Genomic DNA, 16,119 nt, shown 5'->3' on the forward strand with positions numbered 1-16,119 from the left:
CGCCGCGAACAATGGGGTATCGTCTAGCGGTAGGACGCGTGGTTCTGGCCCACGTAGCGGAGGTTCGAATCCTTCTACCCCAGCCGAATCGACGCCCGTTGCGGGCCGTGGCTGGAATCCCGCCTCGATCGCCGGCTTTGCGCCGGCCCCGCCAGATCGAATAACAAGGGCAGCCGACCAGGCCGCGCCGCGCGCACGATGTCAGGCGCCGTTTTCCGGGTAGAACTGCTCGCAATACGCGCGGAATGCCCGCACCTCGCCGTCGGATCGGCAAAGGCGCGGGTGAGAAACGAACTTCTTGCGGCCCCAGATTTCAACGTCCTGGAGGACATCCTCGGCCTGCTGGGCGGACATGAATCGATTCAACAGCGGGGCGCGCGCCTTCGTCGGCAGGAATTTCAAACCCATGAACCAGCGCTTGGGGCTGCGCAGTTCGCGCACCTGGCAAGCCAGCGACATATCGATGAATTCACCGTCGACTGGGGTCGCCAGGATCCAGATTCGCAAGTCCATTCCGATGGAGCGCTCGTGTACCTCCACCAGCGAATATCCAAATCCGTAAATGTGGGTGTCGGCGGAAGGCGCGAACGTCAATTTCAGAATTCCGGCAATCTCGCGCGTGCGGGTGAAGTCGAACCGGCTGCGCAGATAGGGCCCGTCTATTGCGAGCGGGTCCACCCGGTCGACGCTGCCGTAGCCGTGGACGTAGCGCAGGTGGGCCAGATCGACCGAATTCTCCGTCGTTTCCTGCGGGTGGCCGCGGAACCGCAGGGTTCTGATCCGCAGGTCGCACCAGCCGGACTGGTCCGGTTCTTCGGACGGCAGATCCCACTGCGGGTCCCGCCCGTCAATCCCCCACCAACCGAAGATCAATCCGCAAATGACCCGGGTTGCAAACACCCGCAGTCGCGCCGATCGCGGCGGGGCCGCGTACGGCGTATGGACGCAGCGGCCGGAAGTGTCGAATTCGAACCCGTGGAACGGACAGACGATCCGCCCGTCGCTGACCCGGCCACCGGCACTCGGGCCCAGAAACGAACCCAGGTGGGGGCAAATGGCCTCGGCCACGCAAACCTGGCCGGCGTCATCGATCCAGGCGACTATGCTCTCGCCCATCCACGTCTTCTGGATGAGGCTGGCTTTTCGAACTTCGCGAACGCTGGCGACGTAAAACCAGCCCTCGGGGTAGGGTGACGGCAGTGGCGCAATCGCGGGTTCGCCGTGTTTTCTCGGCATCGCGGGTCCCTCCTTCGCCGCCATGGCGGGCGCCAAGCCCTGTTCCCGAACAAATGTTCGTTTACCCGGATTGGATTTTCCGCCGGAGGTGCCGCGCCGGGCCAACCGCGTCGATAGCTTCGTACGCGGCGGGATCACCTGGTACCGTTACCGTTCGGCTGATCCGGGCACTGCGTTAAATCCGTATGATCTGGCAGATGGGTGAGCCGGCCCCCGGCGGTCCATACCAACCCGGCCCGGCCAGCAATGGAGACGAACGCATGCCCTGGTTCTTTGGCAAGCAACCAGAACTTCCCAAACCCCATGAGGCGCTGCCCGGCCGCGACGCGGCGATGCCAATTCCTTCCGGGCATTTCGTGCACGGCCGACCGATATCTGGACCTGAACTGGACGGACTTGAGAAGGCGCTCTTTGGAATGGGCTGCTTTTGGGGGGCGGAACGGATGTTTTGGACGCTGCCCGGCGTGTACACGACCGCCGTGGGGTATGCCGCCGGAACCACTCCAAATCCCAATTACCGCGAAGTGTGCAGCTCACTTACCGGACACAACGAAGTCGTCCTGGTCGTATTCGATCCCGCGCAAATCAGCTTCGCGGACCTCCTGCAGGTGTTCTGGGAGGGTCACGACCCGACCCAGGGAATGCGGCAGGGAAACGATGTCGGTACCCAGTACCGCTCGGGCATCTACGTGTTTGACGAGGTGCAGCGATCGGCCGCCGAAGCGAGTCGCGATCGCTACCAGGAGGCGCTGACCGCCGCCGGTTACGGAGCAATTACGACCGAAATCCTGGATGCGCCCGAGTTTTATTACGCCGAGGAATACCACCAGCAATACCTGGCCAAGAATCCGGCCGGCTACTGCGGTATCGGCGGCACGGGGGTAAGTTGCCCGACCGGCGTTGCCCAGTTAACTTAAAGCGTCGCCGGCAGCCGGCTGCAAATCAATTCCGGATCCCGCCCCGGAAACCACGTTTCGGGCCACAGGCCCAGCGGCGGCGATCCCGGAACCGGCGTCACGCCCGCGACGTCCGGTCCACCCGATCCGATTCCTCCGGCGTCGCGGCCGGGCGGGTCGGCGATCGGACCAGCCGCTCCAGTCGCCGCCGGCCGATCGCGTGATGTGGATTTCGTTCGCCGATGGTGCAATGAGGCGCAGAAATCTGCGTCCCCCTAGGTTGCGAGGTAGCAGCACACGCCCTAGACTGCGTGGAACGATGTCCGGGGATTCAGGCGGATGACTGCCACAAGCGAGGGCGTGAGGACTCACGCGCTGACGCTGACCGAAGAGCTGGTCTTGATGCTCCTCAACGAGGAAAGCGGCTACTTTCGGCAGGTGCCCGGCTGGAACCTGGACTGCGCGATAGTCGGTTCGGTGCTGGCCGAACTGTCCATGACGGGTCGTATAGACACCGACATGAATTCGCTCATCCTGCTGGATGACACCCCGACCGGCGATCCCCTGCTGGACCCGCTGCTTGCCGAAATCGCGGCCGACTCGGGCCAGCGCAATGCACAGTACTGGATCGAGCGGTACGCCCGCCGGGCCGAGCCGATAGTCGACGGGGCGCTTGACCGACTCGTCAAGCTGGGAATTCTGCGGCATCATACCGGGGATTTCTGGACGCTGACCGAGAACGCCCTGCGCGAAGATTCGGCGCCCGACGGCGACCCGGGCTCGGCGACCGGATTCGTCAAGACCCGCATCAGCAAGGCGATCTTCGATGGGGAGATTCCCGAGCCGCGCGACATCGTCATCATTTGCCTGATCAACACCTGCGACCTGTTCCGCTTCATCTTCGAATTGGACGAGGAAAACGAAGAGCGGATCGAGTTGATCTGCAGGATGGACTTGATCGGCCGGTCCATAGCCGCGGCGGTGGAGCAGAACCTGACCGGCGGCTTGTTCCAGCGCCCTCCGATTTCCAAGGCGATTCCTACCGCCCCGCTGCGCAAATTGCTTTTCAACCGGAATCTGCGCAAAGGCAACATTCCGGCGGTGTTTGCCGACCTCACCCGGCAGCTGGGCCCGGTGTATCAGATCAAGCCACCCTTCGCCAAGCCTCTGGTTTTTTTGGGCGGACCGTCCATCAATCGGTGGGCGAACCGGAACGCGCGAGGTTTTCTGCGCTCCCAGGACTATCTATCCACCTTTGAAAAGGTGTACGGGGCCCACGGAATCATGCCGGCGCTTGATGGGGCCGACCACTTCCGGCTGCGCAAATCGCTGGCTCCGGCGTACTCCCGCAAGCGCCTCGCGGGGCAACTCGACGACATCTACCAGCACGCCCGCAGCGAGATGACGAAGTGGGAGCAAGGCGACGTGCTTTCGTCAACGCCCATGATGCGCCAACTGGTCAACGCTCAAATATCGGCGTACTTTCTGAGCGTGCATTCGCAAGACATATTCGACGACCTTGTCAGTTTCAAGGAGCAGGCGCTCAAGGCGCACGTAACGAAGACGTTGCCCAAATTCATGCTCAAGACCCCGGGCATGAAGCGCAAACTCGCTTCACTCGCGGATTTGCTTGAACGGGTCACGAGCGGCCATACGCCCGCCCAGCGGGCCGGGTGCCCGCGCGACCTTGCTGACGATTTGTTCAGCCTGCACGCCAGCGATCCGCAGTTCCTACCGGCGACGAACCTGAGCTTTGCTCTTTCGGCGTCGCTGATTGCCAGCATGTATCTGGGCGACCAGTTGAATTTCGCCGTGTACGCCATGGTGACTCAACCTGAATTGCGCGACCGGATCGAGGCCGAAGCCGACGCTTTGTTCGGCGGCGGCGATCCGGGCAGCGAAGACTTCTCCCTGCAAGCGATTGATGTCACGCACCGCTTCATCATGGAAGTCCTGCGGATGTACCCGGTGGTCCCGATGTCGGTCAGAACGGTTATGAATCCGTGCGTGGTGGAAGGGTTCGCGCTGCCGACCGGGACTCGACTGCACATCGCCCAAACCGCCTGTCACTACATGGAAGAGTTGTTCCCCGAACCGTTCAAATTCGACATCGACCGCTACCAAGCGCCGCGCAACGAGCATCGCGGCCCCGGCTATGCGCCCTACGGGTTGGGGTCACACTCGTGCATGGGATCGCACATGATGGAGATGCTGTTGGCGGTCAACCTGCTGATGCTCGCGCACTACTTCAAGATCGAAGTTTGGCCCCCCGATTTCAAGTTTCGAATCAACCCGTTTCCGTCGCAGTCGGTAAGCAAAAAACTCAAGTACCGGATCACTGCGCGCCGGCGGGAGATTCCCGCTTAGGGCGCCCGCAACACCGAACCCTTCCGACGATTCCACTCGGATTCGGAAGAGCAAACCAACCGGACGCTTACACCAACGAGGTCCGGGCTGCGCCGCCCGGCCCGGCTCAGTTCTGCCCCTGTCCCTCCAGGCGGCGGTGCGTTTCCTCGATGGCGACGTCGAGATCGTCCCACATCCGCTCAACCATCGATCGGAGCCGCATGTTCTGGTAGGCGCCCCAGACCGTCATCGCCGGCGGCACCACCAGGATCGAAAACAGGAGCGAGTAAAAGATCGTGATTGCCGCGGTGAAGCCGAACTGCTGCGATGCCGCCAGCGGCGCGAGGACCAGCATGCCCAGGCCCAGCGCGGTGGTCAGACCGGAGCCGAGCAGCGCGGATCCGGTTATCGAAAGCGTCCGGACCGCGGCGGTTTCGGGGTTGCGGTGCTTGGCGAACTCCTCGCGATAGCGGTGGATCACGTGAATCGTGTAATCGACTCCGATCCCGATCGAGAGGGCCGTGATTATCGAGGTGATCAGCGTGTAGGGGATCCCGATGAGGGCCATGGTTCCCAGCACGCAGATAAGAACCAGCACGATAGGGCCGACGGCCACGATCGAGAGCATAGGCTGCCGGATCGTTATCCAGAAAAAGACCGCCAGCACGGTAAGCGCGACCGCAACCGTGGCGCTAATTGCCTCGGTCTGGCGCCGGGTTATTGAATCGGTGACCGTGATCGAGACGATGCTGTCCGAAGTCGCCGTGACGTTTTCGTCGTCTCCGAACCACAGGGCCTCGATTTCATCCTGCAGTGTGGCGGTCTGTGAGGGCTCGTTGTTGTAGGCGGGGAATTGCACCAGGATCGAATCGATCCCGTTGGGGTCGTTGACCAGGAGCCTGTCGAGCGCCGGGTCGTTTCGCCCGATCCGGTCAAGGACTTCCTGCATCAGCGCCCGATCCACTTCAACGCCGGCGGTTGCCTGGTCGTACAGGGCGGCCAGGTCGGGGTCGAATTTGTCGCCCGGCTCACCGCTCGCGGTGACCCAGTCGCGGACAACCTTTTCATAGGTGCCAAGGACGGGTCCGGCGGCGGCGGCCGGTCGTACCGATGCGTTTGAAAACGCGGCGTCCAGGTCGCGCAGGTTGATGAGGGTGCGCGTCTCGGTCGCCTCGGCCTTGATCAGGATCGACGTCAATTCGGTCGCGCCGCCGACCGCCTCGTCGAGCGTGTCCATGTCTTCGAGCACCTGGCCGCCGCGTGGAAGGATGTCCCGGATGCTGAATTCGGACTCGATGTCGGTTGCGGCGAATCCGAGCGCGACGGTGACCGCCAGCACGCCCACGATGTACGGTGCCGGGCGGCTGGTCACGCTTCGCCCCAGCAACCCGGCCGCCCCTTCGATTCCGGGCAGGGCTTGCGAGACCGGTCTAGGCTCCCGCAGGGTCTGGCGCGCTTCGCGGCGTCGGTCGATGATAAATCGACCGCAGGGCAGCAGGGTCAGCATCACGACCAGGCTCAGTCCCACGCCGAGTCCGGCAACTACTCCAAAGTCCCCCACGATTCCGATCGGGGAAAAGAGACTAGCGAACAAGCTGACCATCGTCGTAACCGCCGCCAGGATGAGCGGGACCGTCACGATCCGCAATCCGGTCCGAATCGATTCGGTAACCGGCAACCCTTCGACGCGCTGTTCGCGGTAGTGCGTGACGATCTGGATGGCATAGTCGACCGTGAGGCCGATGATGATGATCGGAACCATGGTCGTCAGCGAGTTCGGCGGCCCGATCAAGCCCAATCCCCTGGGCCCGAGCAATCCTTCCACGCCGGTAATCCAAAGGATCGCCATCACCAGGCCCGCCAGGGTCAGCAATACGTCAGCCGGGGTGCGTAGGAAAACCGCGAGCAGGATGACAATCACCAGCAGCGCCAGGCCGGTGACCGGCAGCATTCCGACCTCGGTCGCCTCCTGGTACTCGTCCTCGATGATGATGGGCGAGATCGAACTTGCCTTAAGTGGGCCTTCGCTGGCGGCTGCGGACTCGTTGATCCAGCGTTCGGCTTCGGCGACCAGGTCGAAATCCGAGCTTGCGAGCCTGAGGGTGGCAATCGTTATCGGGTCTCCGTCCGCATCATTCCCCGTCAGGGCGTCGAGTGCGGCCGCGATTTGCGGAATACCGCCGGTCGAATCGATTTCGGCCTGGGTGATACCGCTCAGATCGGTCAATTGAAGCGCACCCTGCACCAGCAGGTGCGGTGCCACGACCGGGTTGTCGGGCACCAGCAGGTCCGCGACCTGGGGGTTGCCGGTGACCGCGTCGATCAAGTCGGCCATCTGGGACAGGCCGGCCGGCGTCAACGCTTCGCCGCGGAAAAGAAACGTCACCACGTTCGATTCGCCGGAGGCGCCAAAGATCTCGTCAATCTCGGCAAGGGTTTCCCTTACCGCGCCATCGGGAAGGGTCTCTTCGGTGGTAGGCGGAGGCTCTCGCAGATCCGCGCCGACCAACAAGGCGAAGGTGATCAGAACCAACGCGGCGACAGTCAGCCAGGGTCGGGCTGTCACCAGTCGGCTAAATATGACCAGCGGTTGGTTCATGGCGGGTGATTTTAAGTTGGTACCCGTCGTTCTACTGCCGGCCGGCGGTCGCAATCGACGGCGTCTTTAGGGCGCGCTTTCGGGGCTAGGCCCTGCGGAATCCCCGCCCGTACAACAGGCTCCCGTAGTGATTGAACCATGCCCGGGCATCCGAATCCGCGAACGGGTAATCGGCGCCGAGTTGCCTGGCCGCCGCCAGGCCGGTGACCAGGCAGGTTTCCTGGCTGTTTACCAGGGTGTGGGCGCCGCAGTGCCAGGTGCGCCGCCGCCCCTGAATGAAGCGGAACAGGGGGACCAGCAACGCCACGTGGCGAACGTCGTGGACGACGTGCTGGAACCAGCGCCTGGCGATCACCTTTTCTTCGTCAATCGGACTGATCGGGTTGTAGGTCACCAGGCAGGGCCGATCGGAGGCGCTTGCCCAAGGCTGCTGGTTATGCATGATGTAGGTGATCTCGTAGTTGTCCGGTCGCGCGCCGTATTGCTCAATGTGATTGCTGCGCGTGGCCAGGGCCTTAACCGGGCTCTCCGGCAGGACCGAGGGGTCCGAATGGACGATCGCGTGGTTGTGGAGTTCGCTCTCGTAGCGGATTGACGAGAGGATGAAGCGCTCCAGCAAAGTGGGCCTATCCAGGGCCATGAGCGCCTGGTTGGCGTTGCAGGCTAGAACGACGTCGTCAAACTTCTCGCGGACCCCGGCGTCGTCCTCGACAACCACGCCGGAGCGGTAGCGGTAGACCTTGCGTACGCCCCGATTCAGATAAATCTTGTCGGGAAACCCGGCCGCAATGTTCTCGTAGATCCGCCGAGTCCCGCCGTCCCACGTCTGCATGGGCGTGGCCGACTCGATGTCGAAGAATTCAAGGTATCGCGAGAAGAGTGCCGCCGGCATGTCGAACACGTTTGTTGCCATCAGGAAGTTGACGAACATCGGCTTGAGGATCTTGTACCTGAAGTCGCCGGAAAACCCGCCTAGGTTGAGCACCGTTCCCATGCTCAGGTAATTGAATGGATTCAGCGCGTTCAGGAGCTTTGACCGCGCCCGCGTGAGGGCCCCGAATTGGTGCAGGCGGCCGAGCAGCCGCTGGAATTTTGAAATCTCGGGTTGCAGCTGCCGACGGATTTCCGAATCGAAATCGTGGGCGTAGACATCGCCCTGATACCTGACGCTGTAGTTGAACCTGGTGTCGACCAGTTCGATGCCGAACTTTTCCAGCAGCAGCAGGACGTGGTGGTAGACCGAAGGAATGCAGGCGGTCACCGAGATGTCGAAGGGGATCGTGCTGCCGTCGGCCTGCGGCATGTCCACCGTCACCGCGTTTCCGCCCAGTTGGTCGCGGGCCTCAAAGAGCCGAAAGTCGAATCGCTCCGGATGATGGCTAAGGGCCCAGGCCACCCCCAGTCCGGAGACCCCTCCTCCGACGATGGCGATGCGCCTGGGGCCGGCGTGCCTCGGCGAATTGGCGGCAGTCATTTCCGGTCCGGGAATTACGGCCTACCGTTGGTGCCGGCCGGCCGGTGAATCAATCGACTATCACCGAGAGGGCGTGGACGGCGTTGTTGACGTAGCCGCGGTAATTCCAGCCGGCCGAATTTGGCTGGAGGTTGCCGGCCTCGTCGCGGGCCCTAACACACAGAACGTAGTGCCCGCTGCCGGACGGCTGCCAGGGAAGCTCCCAGCGCCGCCATGCGCGGGGGTTTCCCGAATCGGCCAAATTCGCCTTCTCCCAGGTGGCGCCGTCGTCGGTGCTGACCTGGACCTCGGCAATGGCTCCGTGCCCCGACCAGGCGAACCCGGAAATCGTGACCGTTCCGCTCAGCCGTTCGTCCTGCAGCGGCGAGGTAATGACCGATTTGACCGCCATGCGGGTCACCGGCCGGTTGGGCCCGTCCCGGGATCCGGGATCGATGAAGGTATATGCGTCGGTCTGGAAGTGACCGCCGAAGGGTTCGGTCAACACTTCGATCTCGGTCAGCCACTTCACCGAGGCCATTCCGTACCAGCCGGGAACTATGAGGCGGGCCGGATAACCGTGTGCGCGGGTCAGCGGCTGGCCATCCATCGAAGTAGCGACGATGGTGTGCGGATCCAGCGCCTGGGCCAGCGGCAGGGAGCGCTCGAAATACATGTGCTCGCCGGCCTCGATCCCTGAATCGGCGCCCCGGAACAGCACTTCTACGGCGTCGGGGGCGATCCCGGCCGGCTCGAGCAACCGCGCCAGCGGAATGCCTGCCCAGACGGCATTGCCGACCGCTCCGTGCTGGAACTGCAGCCCGATCCCGGGCGGAATCAGGTAAGAACGGCTGTTGCCGGCACACTCCAGGGTCACCGTCTGCTCCACCTTCTCCATTGCCGCCAATTCAGTGATGGAGACCGAACCGGGCCGCTCGACGGCCCCGCCTATGGCGATGCGGTGGTCTTTCGCCAGCTCGGGCTCGCCGAAGTGACTGCGGATGAAGAACCGCTCGTTCGGGGTCGTCCAGTCACCCTGGCCGGCCGGATCGGTCTCGGCGCAAAAGGGGCTCTCGGATACCGCGATCTGGAATTCGTTCTCGGGTTTCAATTCCGCTCCTCCGTCGATTCCTGGGCGTGCACGCCAAACGGTCAATTGGTACTTAATTGAGCACGCAGCATTATGTAACCAACAACCTAACCCGGTCGCCATCGGAGCCGGCGCGCCATGGCCCGGCCGAAACCCACCGAATCGTTTGAATTCCGTCCTGCCGAAACCGGTCGCCGACGCCTTAACCCATCCGTTGCCGCAACTGGAGATTCTTCGGGGCTCAACGCATGGAGCGGCATGTCCAGCCATCGATAATGGATGCATTGCTAGCACTATAATGACAGCAATGACATCGCTTTCAATGCGGGTTCATGGCCACAATCACAGTACGCGGCCTCGACGAGGCGCTCAAACGGAAACTCCGCATCCGTGCGGCCAATAACGGCCGGTCGATGGAGCAGGAAGTCCGGGTAATCCTGTTCGATACGCTCGAGGGCAACGCCAAGCATGGCACGGGCAGCCTCTTTGATGAGATCAGGGCCGACGTTGCAGAGTTGGGCGGCGCCGACCTTGAACTACCGGTTCGGGAGCTGATCGGCGAACCCCTAAAGTTCGATTGAAGGACGCTCCGTGATCATCCTTGACACGAATGTGGTTTCGGAGGTCATCAAGCCCGGTTGCGACCCATTTGTTGGTTCATGGTTCAGGGCACAAGATCCTTCGACGCTGTATGTCACAACGATTACCGAGGCGGAGTTGCTGTTTGGCATTGAATGCCTCCCGGCTGGCCGGCGCCGCGCCAATCTGTTCACCCTCATTGAAAGATTGCTGGGGGAGCATTTCGCCGGAAGAATCCTGGGCTTTGACAGCATTGCGGCTCGCAATCACGCGCGCATCGCAGCCGCCCGGAGGGCGTCCGGGCATCCCATTGCCTTTGCCGATTGTCAGATTGCCGGGATCGCACGAAGCCGGGCGGCTTCAGTCGCCAGCCGGGATGCGGCCGGATTCGAAGGGTGCGGAATCGAAATCGTCAACCCTTGGGAGGGTCGTTAAGGCAATCCCGCAGCAGTCGTGAATGGAGATTTGCCGGTCAAGTCGGCAATCTATGGCTCGTTCGAGATCGCAGTCCGCACATGCCGTATGCGCGCCTTCACAGCGGCAGTCTCACGCCCGGCAGCCTGGTCAAGCAGAGTGAGAACTTCGTTCCGCAATGAGGGCTCTCGTGCAGCCAGAATGCCGAGGCCGTTGTAGGCCCATGCGCGGATGAATGCCCGTCGGGACTTGATCAGCGCCATCAGCGCGTTGTGCAGCGCTCCTTGTTGGGCCGGTTCGACCTCCATATGCGGCAGGGTCTGCAGAACGTGAAGGAGCGCGTCCGGCGCGATGGGTTGACTTAGGAGGCGAAGGAGCTTCTCCGCCTGCCGACCGTCAAGCACTGCGCCGCGCTCAACAAGGTTCCTTAGGACCCAAGTGGCGCCAACCTGGAGTGCCAGCTCGTCGGAGGCGGCGAGGTCAAGCAACTCGCCAACCGCACTCTCCGGGGAGTCCCTTACGGCATTCATCACCTGGCGGAACGGTGCTATGCGCTTCCCGTCGTAGTGGCGAAATGTGCTGGCAATATCCATGACGGGATGCTAATGCGCCATCTCCGCCGATGGTCCGTTGCCGCCGTTCAGCCTGGCAGGAATCATATGCCTTGATCGTGTCTGACAGGGTTCTATCGATCGGCAAAGTGTTTCTATAATGTTTTATGTTTCGTATTGCTTGTGTGGTATTTGCTCACCTGCCGCTGCAGGCCGAGCGGATCCGCCGCCGGCTCGGCCCGGAGCCGCTGGCGATCTACGAGGGAAGCGCCTGGCGCCCGCAGCTGCTTGATGCCGATCCATCGCTGGGGTCACGGCCCGGGACCGCCCTGAGCCGGGTCCTGGCCGAGCAGCCAGAAGTGCGTCTCCTGCCGGCCGATCCGGTCTACTACCAGCGCTGCTGGGACCGGATCCTGGATCGGCTGCAGCAGATGTTTCCAGGCGTCGAGGACGGCGGGCCGGGCTGCGCCTACCTGGATATTGCCGGGCTGGAGTCGCTCTACGGCGGCCCGGCCGGTCTAAAACGGCACCTGCGCGAGGCCATCGCGGATGACTGGCGCGGGCGGTGGGGCCTGGGTACGGGCAAGTTCAACGCCCGCTGCGCGGCGGTGCGTTCCCCGGCGGGGGAGATCCTGAGAGCCCCGTCCGAGCCGGCTGCGCTGCGCACCTTCCTGGCCAAGATGCCGGCTACGCTGCTGCCGCTCGATGACGAGGCGCAGCATTTGCTGGCCGACTTCGGCCTCAACACTCTCGGGGATCTGGCCGCCCAGCCGCGCAGGGCGCTGCGGGCGCGCCTAGGGGCGCCCGGGGCCCGGGCCTGGGACCTGTCCCGCGGCGACGACTCCGAACCTCTGCGACCGCTCCCGCCGGCCGAAACCGTATCCGCCCAGCTGGAATTCCCGTTTCCGGCGGTCAGCGTCGGGGCCTTCAGCGTCGGTCTGCTGACCTTGCTGCAGCGCCTCTACCGCCATCCCCGGCTCGCGGGCCGGGCCGCCGGGCATATTGCCCTGACCGGCCAGATCAGCGACCAGCCGACCTGGTCGTTCGCCTACCGGTTCCGCACCCCGGTGGCCGGCGCCGAAGCCGCTTGCGAAACCCTGCTGGCGGTCCTCTCCGGCCGCGAACCCGGGCCGCTGGGCCTGCCCGGGCCGGTCAAGGACCTGCAGGTCGAACTCGGCCAGCTGGGGCCCGCGCCCACGATCCAGGGCGAACTCTGGTCCAAATCCCGCAAGGCCAGCCTCCACTCAGCAGTCGCCGGTCTGCGCCGGCGCCTGCCGGGCGAGGCGCTGCTGCGGGTAGTTGAGGTGGAACCATGGTCACGCATCCCGGAACGGCGCCAGGCGCTGGTCCGCTTTACCGCCCCCTAAACCTGCCGCGCCCGGCCACGGTGCGCACCAACGCGCGCGGTCTGCCGCGGGCGATCGCCGACACCCGGACCGGCGGATCCGCCGCAGTCCGGGCCCTGCTCGACGCATGGGAGCTTGACGACGAGTGGTGGCGCGAGGACCCGATCCGGCGCCGCTATTTCCGGCTCCTGCTGGCCGACGGCCGCGTACTGACCGTGTTCTGCGACCTGGCCAGCGGGAGCTGGTTCCGCCAGGACGGCTAGAGGGATGGACGATTCCGCCTACGGCGAACTGCACTGCCGCAGCTGGTACTCGTTCGGGCGCGGCGCCTCGTCGGTCGACGAACTGGTCGTGCGCGCGGCCAAGCTGGGCTACCAGGCGCTGGCCCTGACCGACCGCGACAACCTGACCGGCGTCCTGGAGCTGGCGGAGGCGGCCCGCGCCGCCGGGATAAAGCCCATCGTCGGCGCCGAGGTCACCGTGGCGCACCCGGAGCTGGAGCCTGCCCCGATAACCCTGCTGGCCGAAAACGCAGCCGGCTATTCCAACCTCTGCCGGCTCATCAGCAGCGCCCACCGGGCCGGCGAGCGCCGTCATCCGCAGCTTGATCCGGGCGAACTGAGCACCCACGGCGAGGGACTGATCGCCCTGCTCGGATCCCCCGGCGGGCACCTGGCCCGGCACCTGGATTCCGGCCACCTGGCCACCGCCCGCGGCCTCGTCGCCGGATACTGCCAGCAGCTGGGCAGCGAGTCCGTCTTCATCGAACTGCAGCGCCACCTGGCTCCCGGCGAGCTTGCCCGCAACCGGGCCCTGGCCGAGCTGGCCGGCCAGCTCGGGGTCGGGATGGTGGCCACCGGCGGGGTCTGCTATCACGACCGCAGCCGCCACCGGCTCGGCGACGTACTCACCGCCATTCGCCTAAACACCACCCTCGACGGCTGTCACCGCCAGCGGCACCCCAACGCCAACTACCATCTGCGCCCAACCGAAGAAATGACACGGCTGTTTCGACGCTGGCCGCAGGCCCTGGAGAACAGCGCCCGGATCGCCCGGCGCTGCATGGCGTTTTCGGTCGGGCAGATACGCTACCGGCTCCCGCAGCCGCCGGTCCCGGAGGGGTTCGCCGGCCAGCAGGCCTATTTCGAGCATGTCTGCCGGATCGCGGCCCGGGAGCGCTACGGACGCATCACGCCGACGCTGCAGGCGCGGCTGCAGAAAGAATTCGACCTGATCGCCAAGCACGATCTGGCCGGGTTCTTCCTGCTCTACCGCCAGGTCATCGAGATGGCCCGCCAGGTCGCCGTCGAACTCGGCCACCTGCCGCCCGGGGCGCCGCTGTCGCAGCGTGCGCCCGGCCGCGGGCGCGGGTCCTCGGTGGCCATGCTCACCGGGACTCTGATCGGCCTCTCGCACGTCGATCCGCTCGAGTACGACCTGCCGCTGGAGCGCTTCCTGCCCGCCGACCGCCTGGCCAGCCCACCCGACATCGACCTGGATTTCCCGCGCGACATCCGCGAGCGGCTGATCCTGAAGGTGTTCGACGAATTGGGCTGGGAGCGGGCCGCGCTCACCGCCATGATTCCCACCTACCGCCTTCCCGGGGTGGTCCGCGACGTCGGGCGCGCGCTGGGACTGCCGGCCGCCGAGCTTGCGATCCTGGCCCAGCGGGCCGAATCGCACTCCGGCGCCGATCTGGAGCAGGAGATGGACAAGATCCCGCAGCTGGCCGGTCGACAGCGTCAGCGCGGCTGGCGCGACCTGATCGCGCTGGGGGCGCAGCTGCAGGGCTTCCCCAAGGGCCTGTCCCAGCACCCGGGCGGGATGATCATCAGCTCCGAGCCGCTGGTCGACATGGTGCCGGTGCAGCCGTCGGCGATCTCGGGGCGCTACATCTGCCAGTGGGACAAGTACGCTACCGAGGACGCCGGGTTCGTCAAGATCGACTTCCTGGCCCTGGGCACGCTCTCGCAGATGCAGGAGTGCCTGCAGCTGATCGAGGACCGCACCGGCCGGCGGATCGACCTGAGCCGGATCGACCATTCCGACCCGGCGGTGTATGCCGACCTGGGGCGCGGTGACACGGTGGGGGTGTTCCAGGTGGAGAGCGCCGCCCAGATGCAGACGATCAAGCGCATGCGGCCGCGACACCTCTACGACATGGCCCTGCAGGTGGCCGCGGTCCGCCCCGGAGTGGGGGCCAACGACGGGGTGACCGAGTTCCTGCGCCGCCGCCACGGCCAGTCCTGGGACTACGACCATCCCCTGGAGCGGCGCGCCCTGGCCAAGTCGCTGGGGATCATCCTCTTCCAGGACCAGGTGGTGCAGCTGGGGATGGACGTGGGCGGGCTCTCGGCCGCCGAGGCCGACCTCATGCGCCGAGCCTTCCAGCGGCGCAACAACCAGGACCTGATCGGCCGGTACTGGCACCGCTTCCGCGAGGGCGCCCGCGACCGCGGGGTCCCGGCGGGCATCGCCGACCGGATCTTTAAAAAGTTCAATCCGCACTACATGTTCCCCGAGGCCCATGCGCTCGCCTTCGGCGCCACCGCCTATCACATGGCCTGGCTGCGGCACTACTTCCCGGCGGAGTTCTACTGCGCCATCTTCAACGCCCAGCCGATGGGGTTCTGGTCGATCGAAACCTTAAAGGAGGATGCCCTGCGGCGCGGAATCCGGACCCTGGGACCGGATGTGAACCGCAGCCACCGGGAGTGCCGGCCGGAGGGGCCGGACACGTTCCGGATGGGCCTGGGCTTTGTGGCCGGGATCGCCGCCCAGAGCGCCGAAAAACTGCTGGCGGCGCGAGAGCGCGGCGGCGAATTTAAGTCCCTGCGCGACCTGATCGCCCGCGCCGGGCTCCAGCAGGCCGCCCTGGAGGCGCTGGTAAAGTCCGGCGCCTGCGCTGATCTTTCCGGCGCCGGCGATCGGCGCAGCGATCTCTGGGAGGTGGGGCTGCACTACCGTCCTCCGTCGCCACAGGCGCCGCTGGCCCTGGAGCACCACGAGGTCATGCCGTCGCTGGCGCCGCTGTCGCCGGAGAACCAGATGGCCTACGAGTACCAGACTCTGCGGCTGTTCACCGGTGGCCATGTGATGGAAACGCTGCGCCCCCGTCTGGCCGACTGTGTGTTGAGCAGCCGCCAGCTGGACCAGGTCCCTGACGGGGCCCGGATAAGCGCGGCCGGCAAGGTGCTGCGCCGCCAGCGCCCCCTGGGCAAGATGGTGTTCATGACTCTGCAGGACGAGTTCGGGATGATCCCGCTGGCGATCTGGCCATCGACCTGGCAGCGGCATCGCAACGACCTTTCGGCCCCGCTGGTGCTGATCGAAGGAGTGATGTCGCGCCGCGACGGATCCGCCAACATCATGGTCGATAAGGCGCGGCGCTTATCTGCGCCTTGGTCGCCCGACCTGGTGGTCAGCGAGAAAACCCACGATTGGGGTTAGCGCAATCGAGCCGCGAGAAACTGCCGAGAGGTCAAAGTTCGAGGCGGAGCGATCGCAGGGACCAAAACGAAAGGACGGGGCCGTCAGCCGCGGGCCAGCGGCAAGCATTCACCCGAAGGGGTTAAACACCCAAGCGCCAGCCGGCGAATCTTCAATAGA

12 protein-coding genes and 1 tRNA gene are annotated in these 16,119 nt (G+C 64.7%); 8 read left to right on the plus strand and 5 right to left on the minus strand.

Annotated elements, in window-relative coordinates; genetic code table 11:
- The first annotated feature begins 12 nt into the window (after window positions 1-12).
- A tRNA-Gln gene (locus F4X41_01185) sits at window positions 13-83 on the plus strand.
- Between the two features lie 118 nt (window positions 84-201).
- On the opposite strand, the gene F4X41_01190 is transcribed toward F4X41_01185, so the two are convergent.
- Window positions 202-1,272: a Rieske (2Fe-2S) protein gene (locus tag F4X41_01190; protein MYB15641.1), complete on the minus strand. Its 1,071-nt coding sequence runs from the start codon at window positions 1,270-1,272 to the stop codon at window positions 202-204.
- A 224-nt stretch (window positions 1,273-1,496) separates the two neighbouring features.
- On the opposite strand from F4X41_01190, the gene msrA reads away from it, so the two are divergent.
- Together msrA and F4X41_01200 are read left to right on the plus strand one after the other, a co-directional pair.
- The gene (gene msrA, locus F4X41_01195) at window positions 1,497-2,153 is read left to right on the plus strand and encodes a peptide-methionine (S)-S-oxide reductase MsrA (GenBank protein ID MYB15642.1); all 657 of its coding nucleotides are present in this window, start codon (window positions 1,497-1,499) and stop codon (window positions 2,151-2,153) included.
- Between the two features lie 318 nt (window positions 2,154-2,471).
- Complete coding sequence (locus tag F4X41_01200; GenBank protein MYB15643.1) at window positions 2,472-4,499, plus strand: cytochrome P450; 2,028 nt, start codon at window positions 2,472-2,474, stop codon at window positions 4,497-4,499.
- A 106-nt stretch (window positions 4,500-4,605) separates the two neighbouring features.
- On the opposite strand, the gene F4X41_01205 is transcribed toward F4X41_01200, so the two are convergent.
- The 3 genes from F4X41_01205 to F4X41_01215 form a co-directional block, all read right to left on the minus strand.
- Window positions 4,606-7,077, minus strand: coding sequence for an MMPL family transporter (locus F4X41_01205; GenBank protein ID MYB15644.1), 2,472 nt, complete (start codon window positions 7,075-7,077; stop codon window positions 4,606-4,608).
- Between the two features lie 85 nt (window positions 7,078-7,162).
- The gene (locus tag F4X41_01210) at window positions 7,163-8,551 is read right to left on the minus strand and encodes an NAD(P)-binding protein (protein MYB15645.1); all 1,389 of its coding nucleotides are present in this window, start codon (window positions 8,549-8,551) and stop codon (window positions 7,163-7,165) included.
- A 49-nt stretch (window positions 8,552-8,600) separates the two neighbouring features.
- Window positions 8,601-9,905, minus strand: coding sequence for a sulfite oxidase (locus F4X41_01215; GenBank protein ID MYB15646.1), 1,305 nt, complete (start codon window positions 9,903-9,905; stop codon window positions 8,601-8,603).
- Between the two features lie 47 nt (window positions 9,906-9,952).
- Here F4X41_01215 and F4X41_01220 point away from each other — a divergent pair, with 47 nt between their 5' ends.
- Together F4X41_01220 and F4X41_01225 are read left to right on the plus strand one after the other, a co-directional pair.
- Window positions 9,953-10,201, plus strand: coding sequence for a plasmid stabilization protein (locus tag F4X41_01220; GenBank protein ID MYB15647.1), 249 nt, complete (start codon window positions 9,953-9,955; stop codon window positions 10,199-10,201).
- 10 nt (window positions 10,202-10,211) lie between these two features.
- A complete protein-coding gene (locus F4X41_01225; protein ID MYB15648.1) occupies window positions 10,212-10,634 on the plus strand; it encodes a type II toxin-antitoxin system VapC family toxin in 423 nt (140 codons plus the stop codon).
- A 50-nt stretch (window positions 10,635-10,684) separates the two neighbouring features.
- Here the strand turns inward: F4X41_01225 and F4X41_01230 are convergent, their stop codons facing one another.
- A complete protein-coding gene (locus tag F4X41_01230) occupies window positions 10,685-11,206 on the minus strand; it encodes a hypothetical protein (protein ID MYB15649.1) in 522 nt (173 codons plus the stop codon).
- A gap of 143 nt (window positions 11,207-11,349) precedes the next feature.
- Here F4X41_01230 and F4X41_01235 point away from each other — a divergent pair, with 143 nt between their 5' ends.
- The 3 genes from F4X41_01235 to dnaE are packed head-to-tail and all read left to right on the plus strand — an operon-like array spanning window position 11,350 to window position 15,960.
- Window positions 11,350-12,531 (plus strand): DNA polymerase Y family protein, encoded by a 1,182-nt coding sequence (locus F4X41_01235; protein MYB15650.1) that lies wholly within the window; start codon window positions 11,350-11,352, stop codon window positions 12,529-12,531.
- A gap of 20 nt (window positions 12,532-12,551) precedes the next feature.
- Complete coding sequence (locus tag F4X41_01240) at window positions 12,552-12,773, plus strand: hypothetical protein (protein ID MYB15651.1); 222 nt, start codon at window positions 12,552-12,554, stop codon at window positions 12,771-12,773.
- Between the two features lie 4 nt (window positions 12,774-12,777).
- The gene (dnaE, locus tag F4X41_01245; protein ID MYB15652.1) at window positions 12,778-15,960 is read left to right on the plus strand and encodes a DNA polymerase III subunit alpha; all 3,183 of its coding nucleotides are present in this window, start codon (window positions 12,778-12,780) and stop codon (window positions 15,958-15,960) included.
- Window positions 15,961-16,119 lie beyond the last annotated feature (159 nt).

It is taken from the genome of Chloroflexota bacterium (assembly GCA_009840625.1).
Lineage (GTDB): Bacteria > Chloroflexota > UBA11872 > UBA11872 > VXNJ01 > VXNJ01.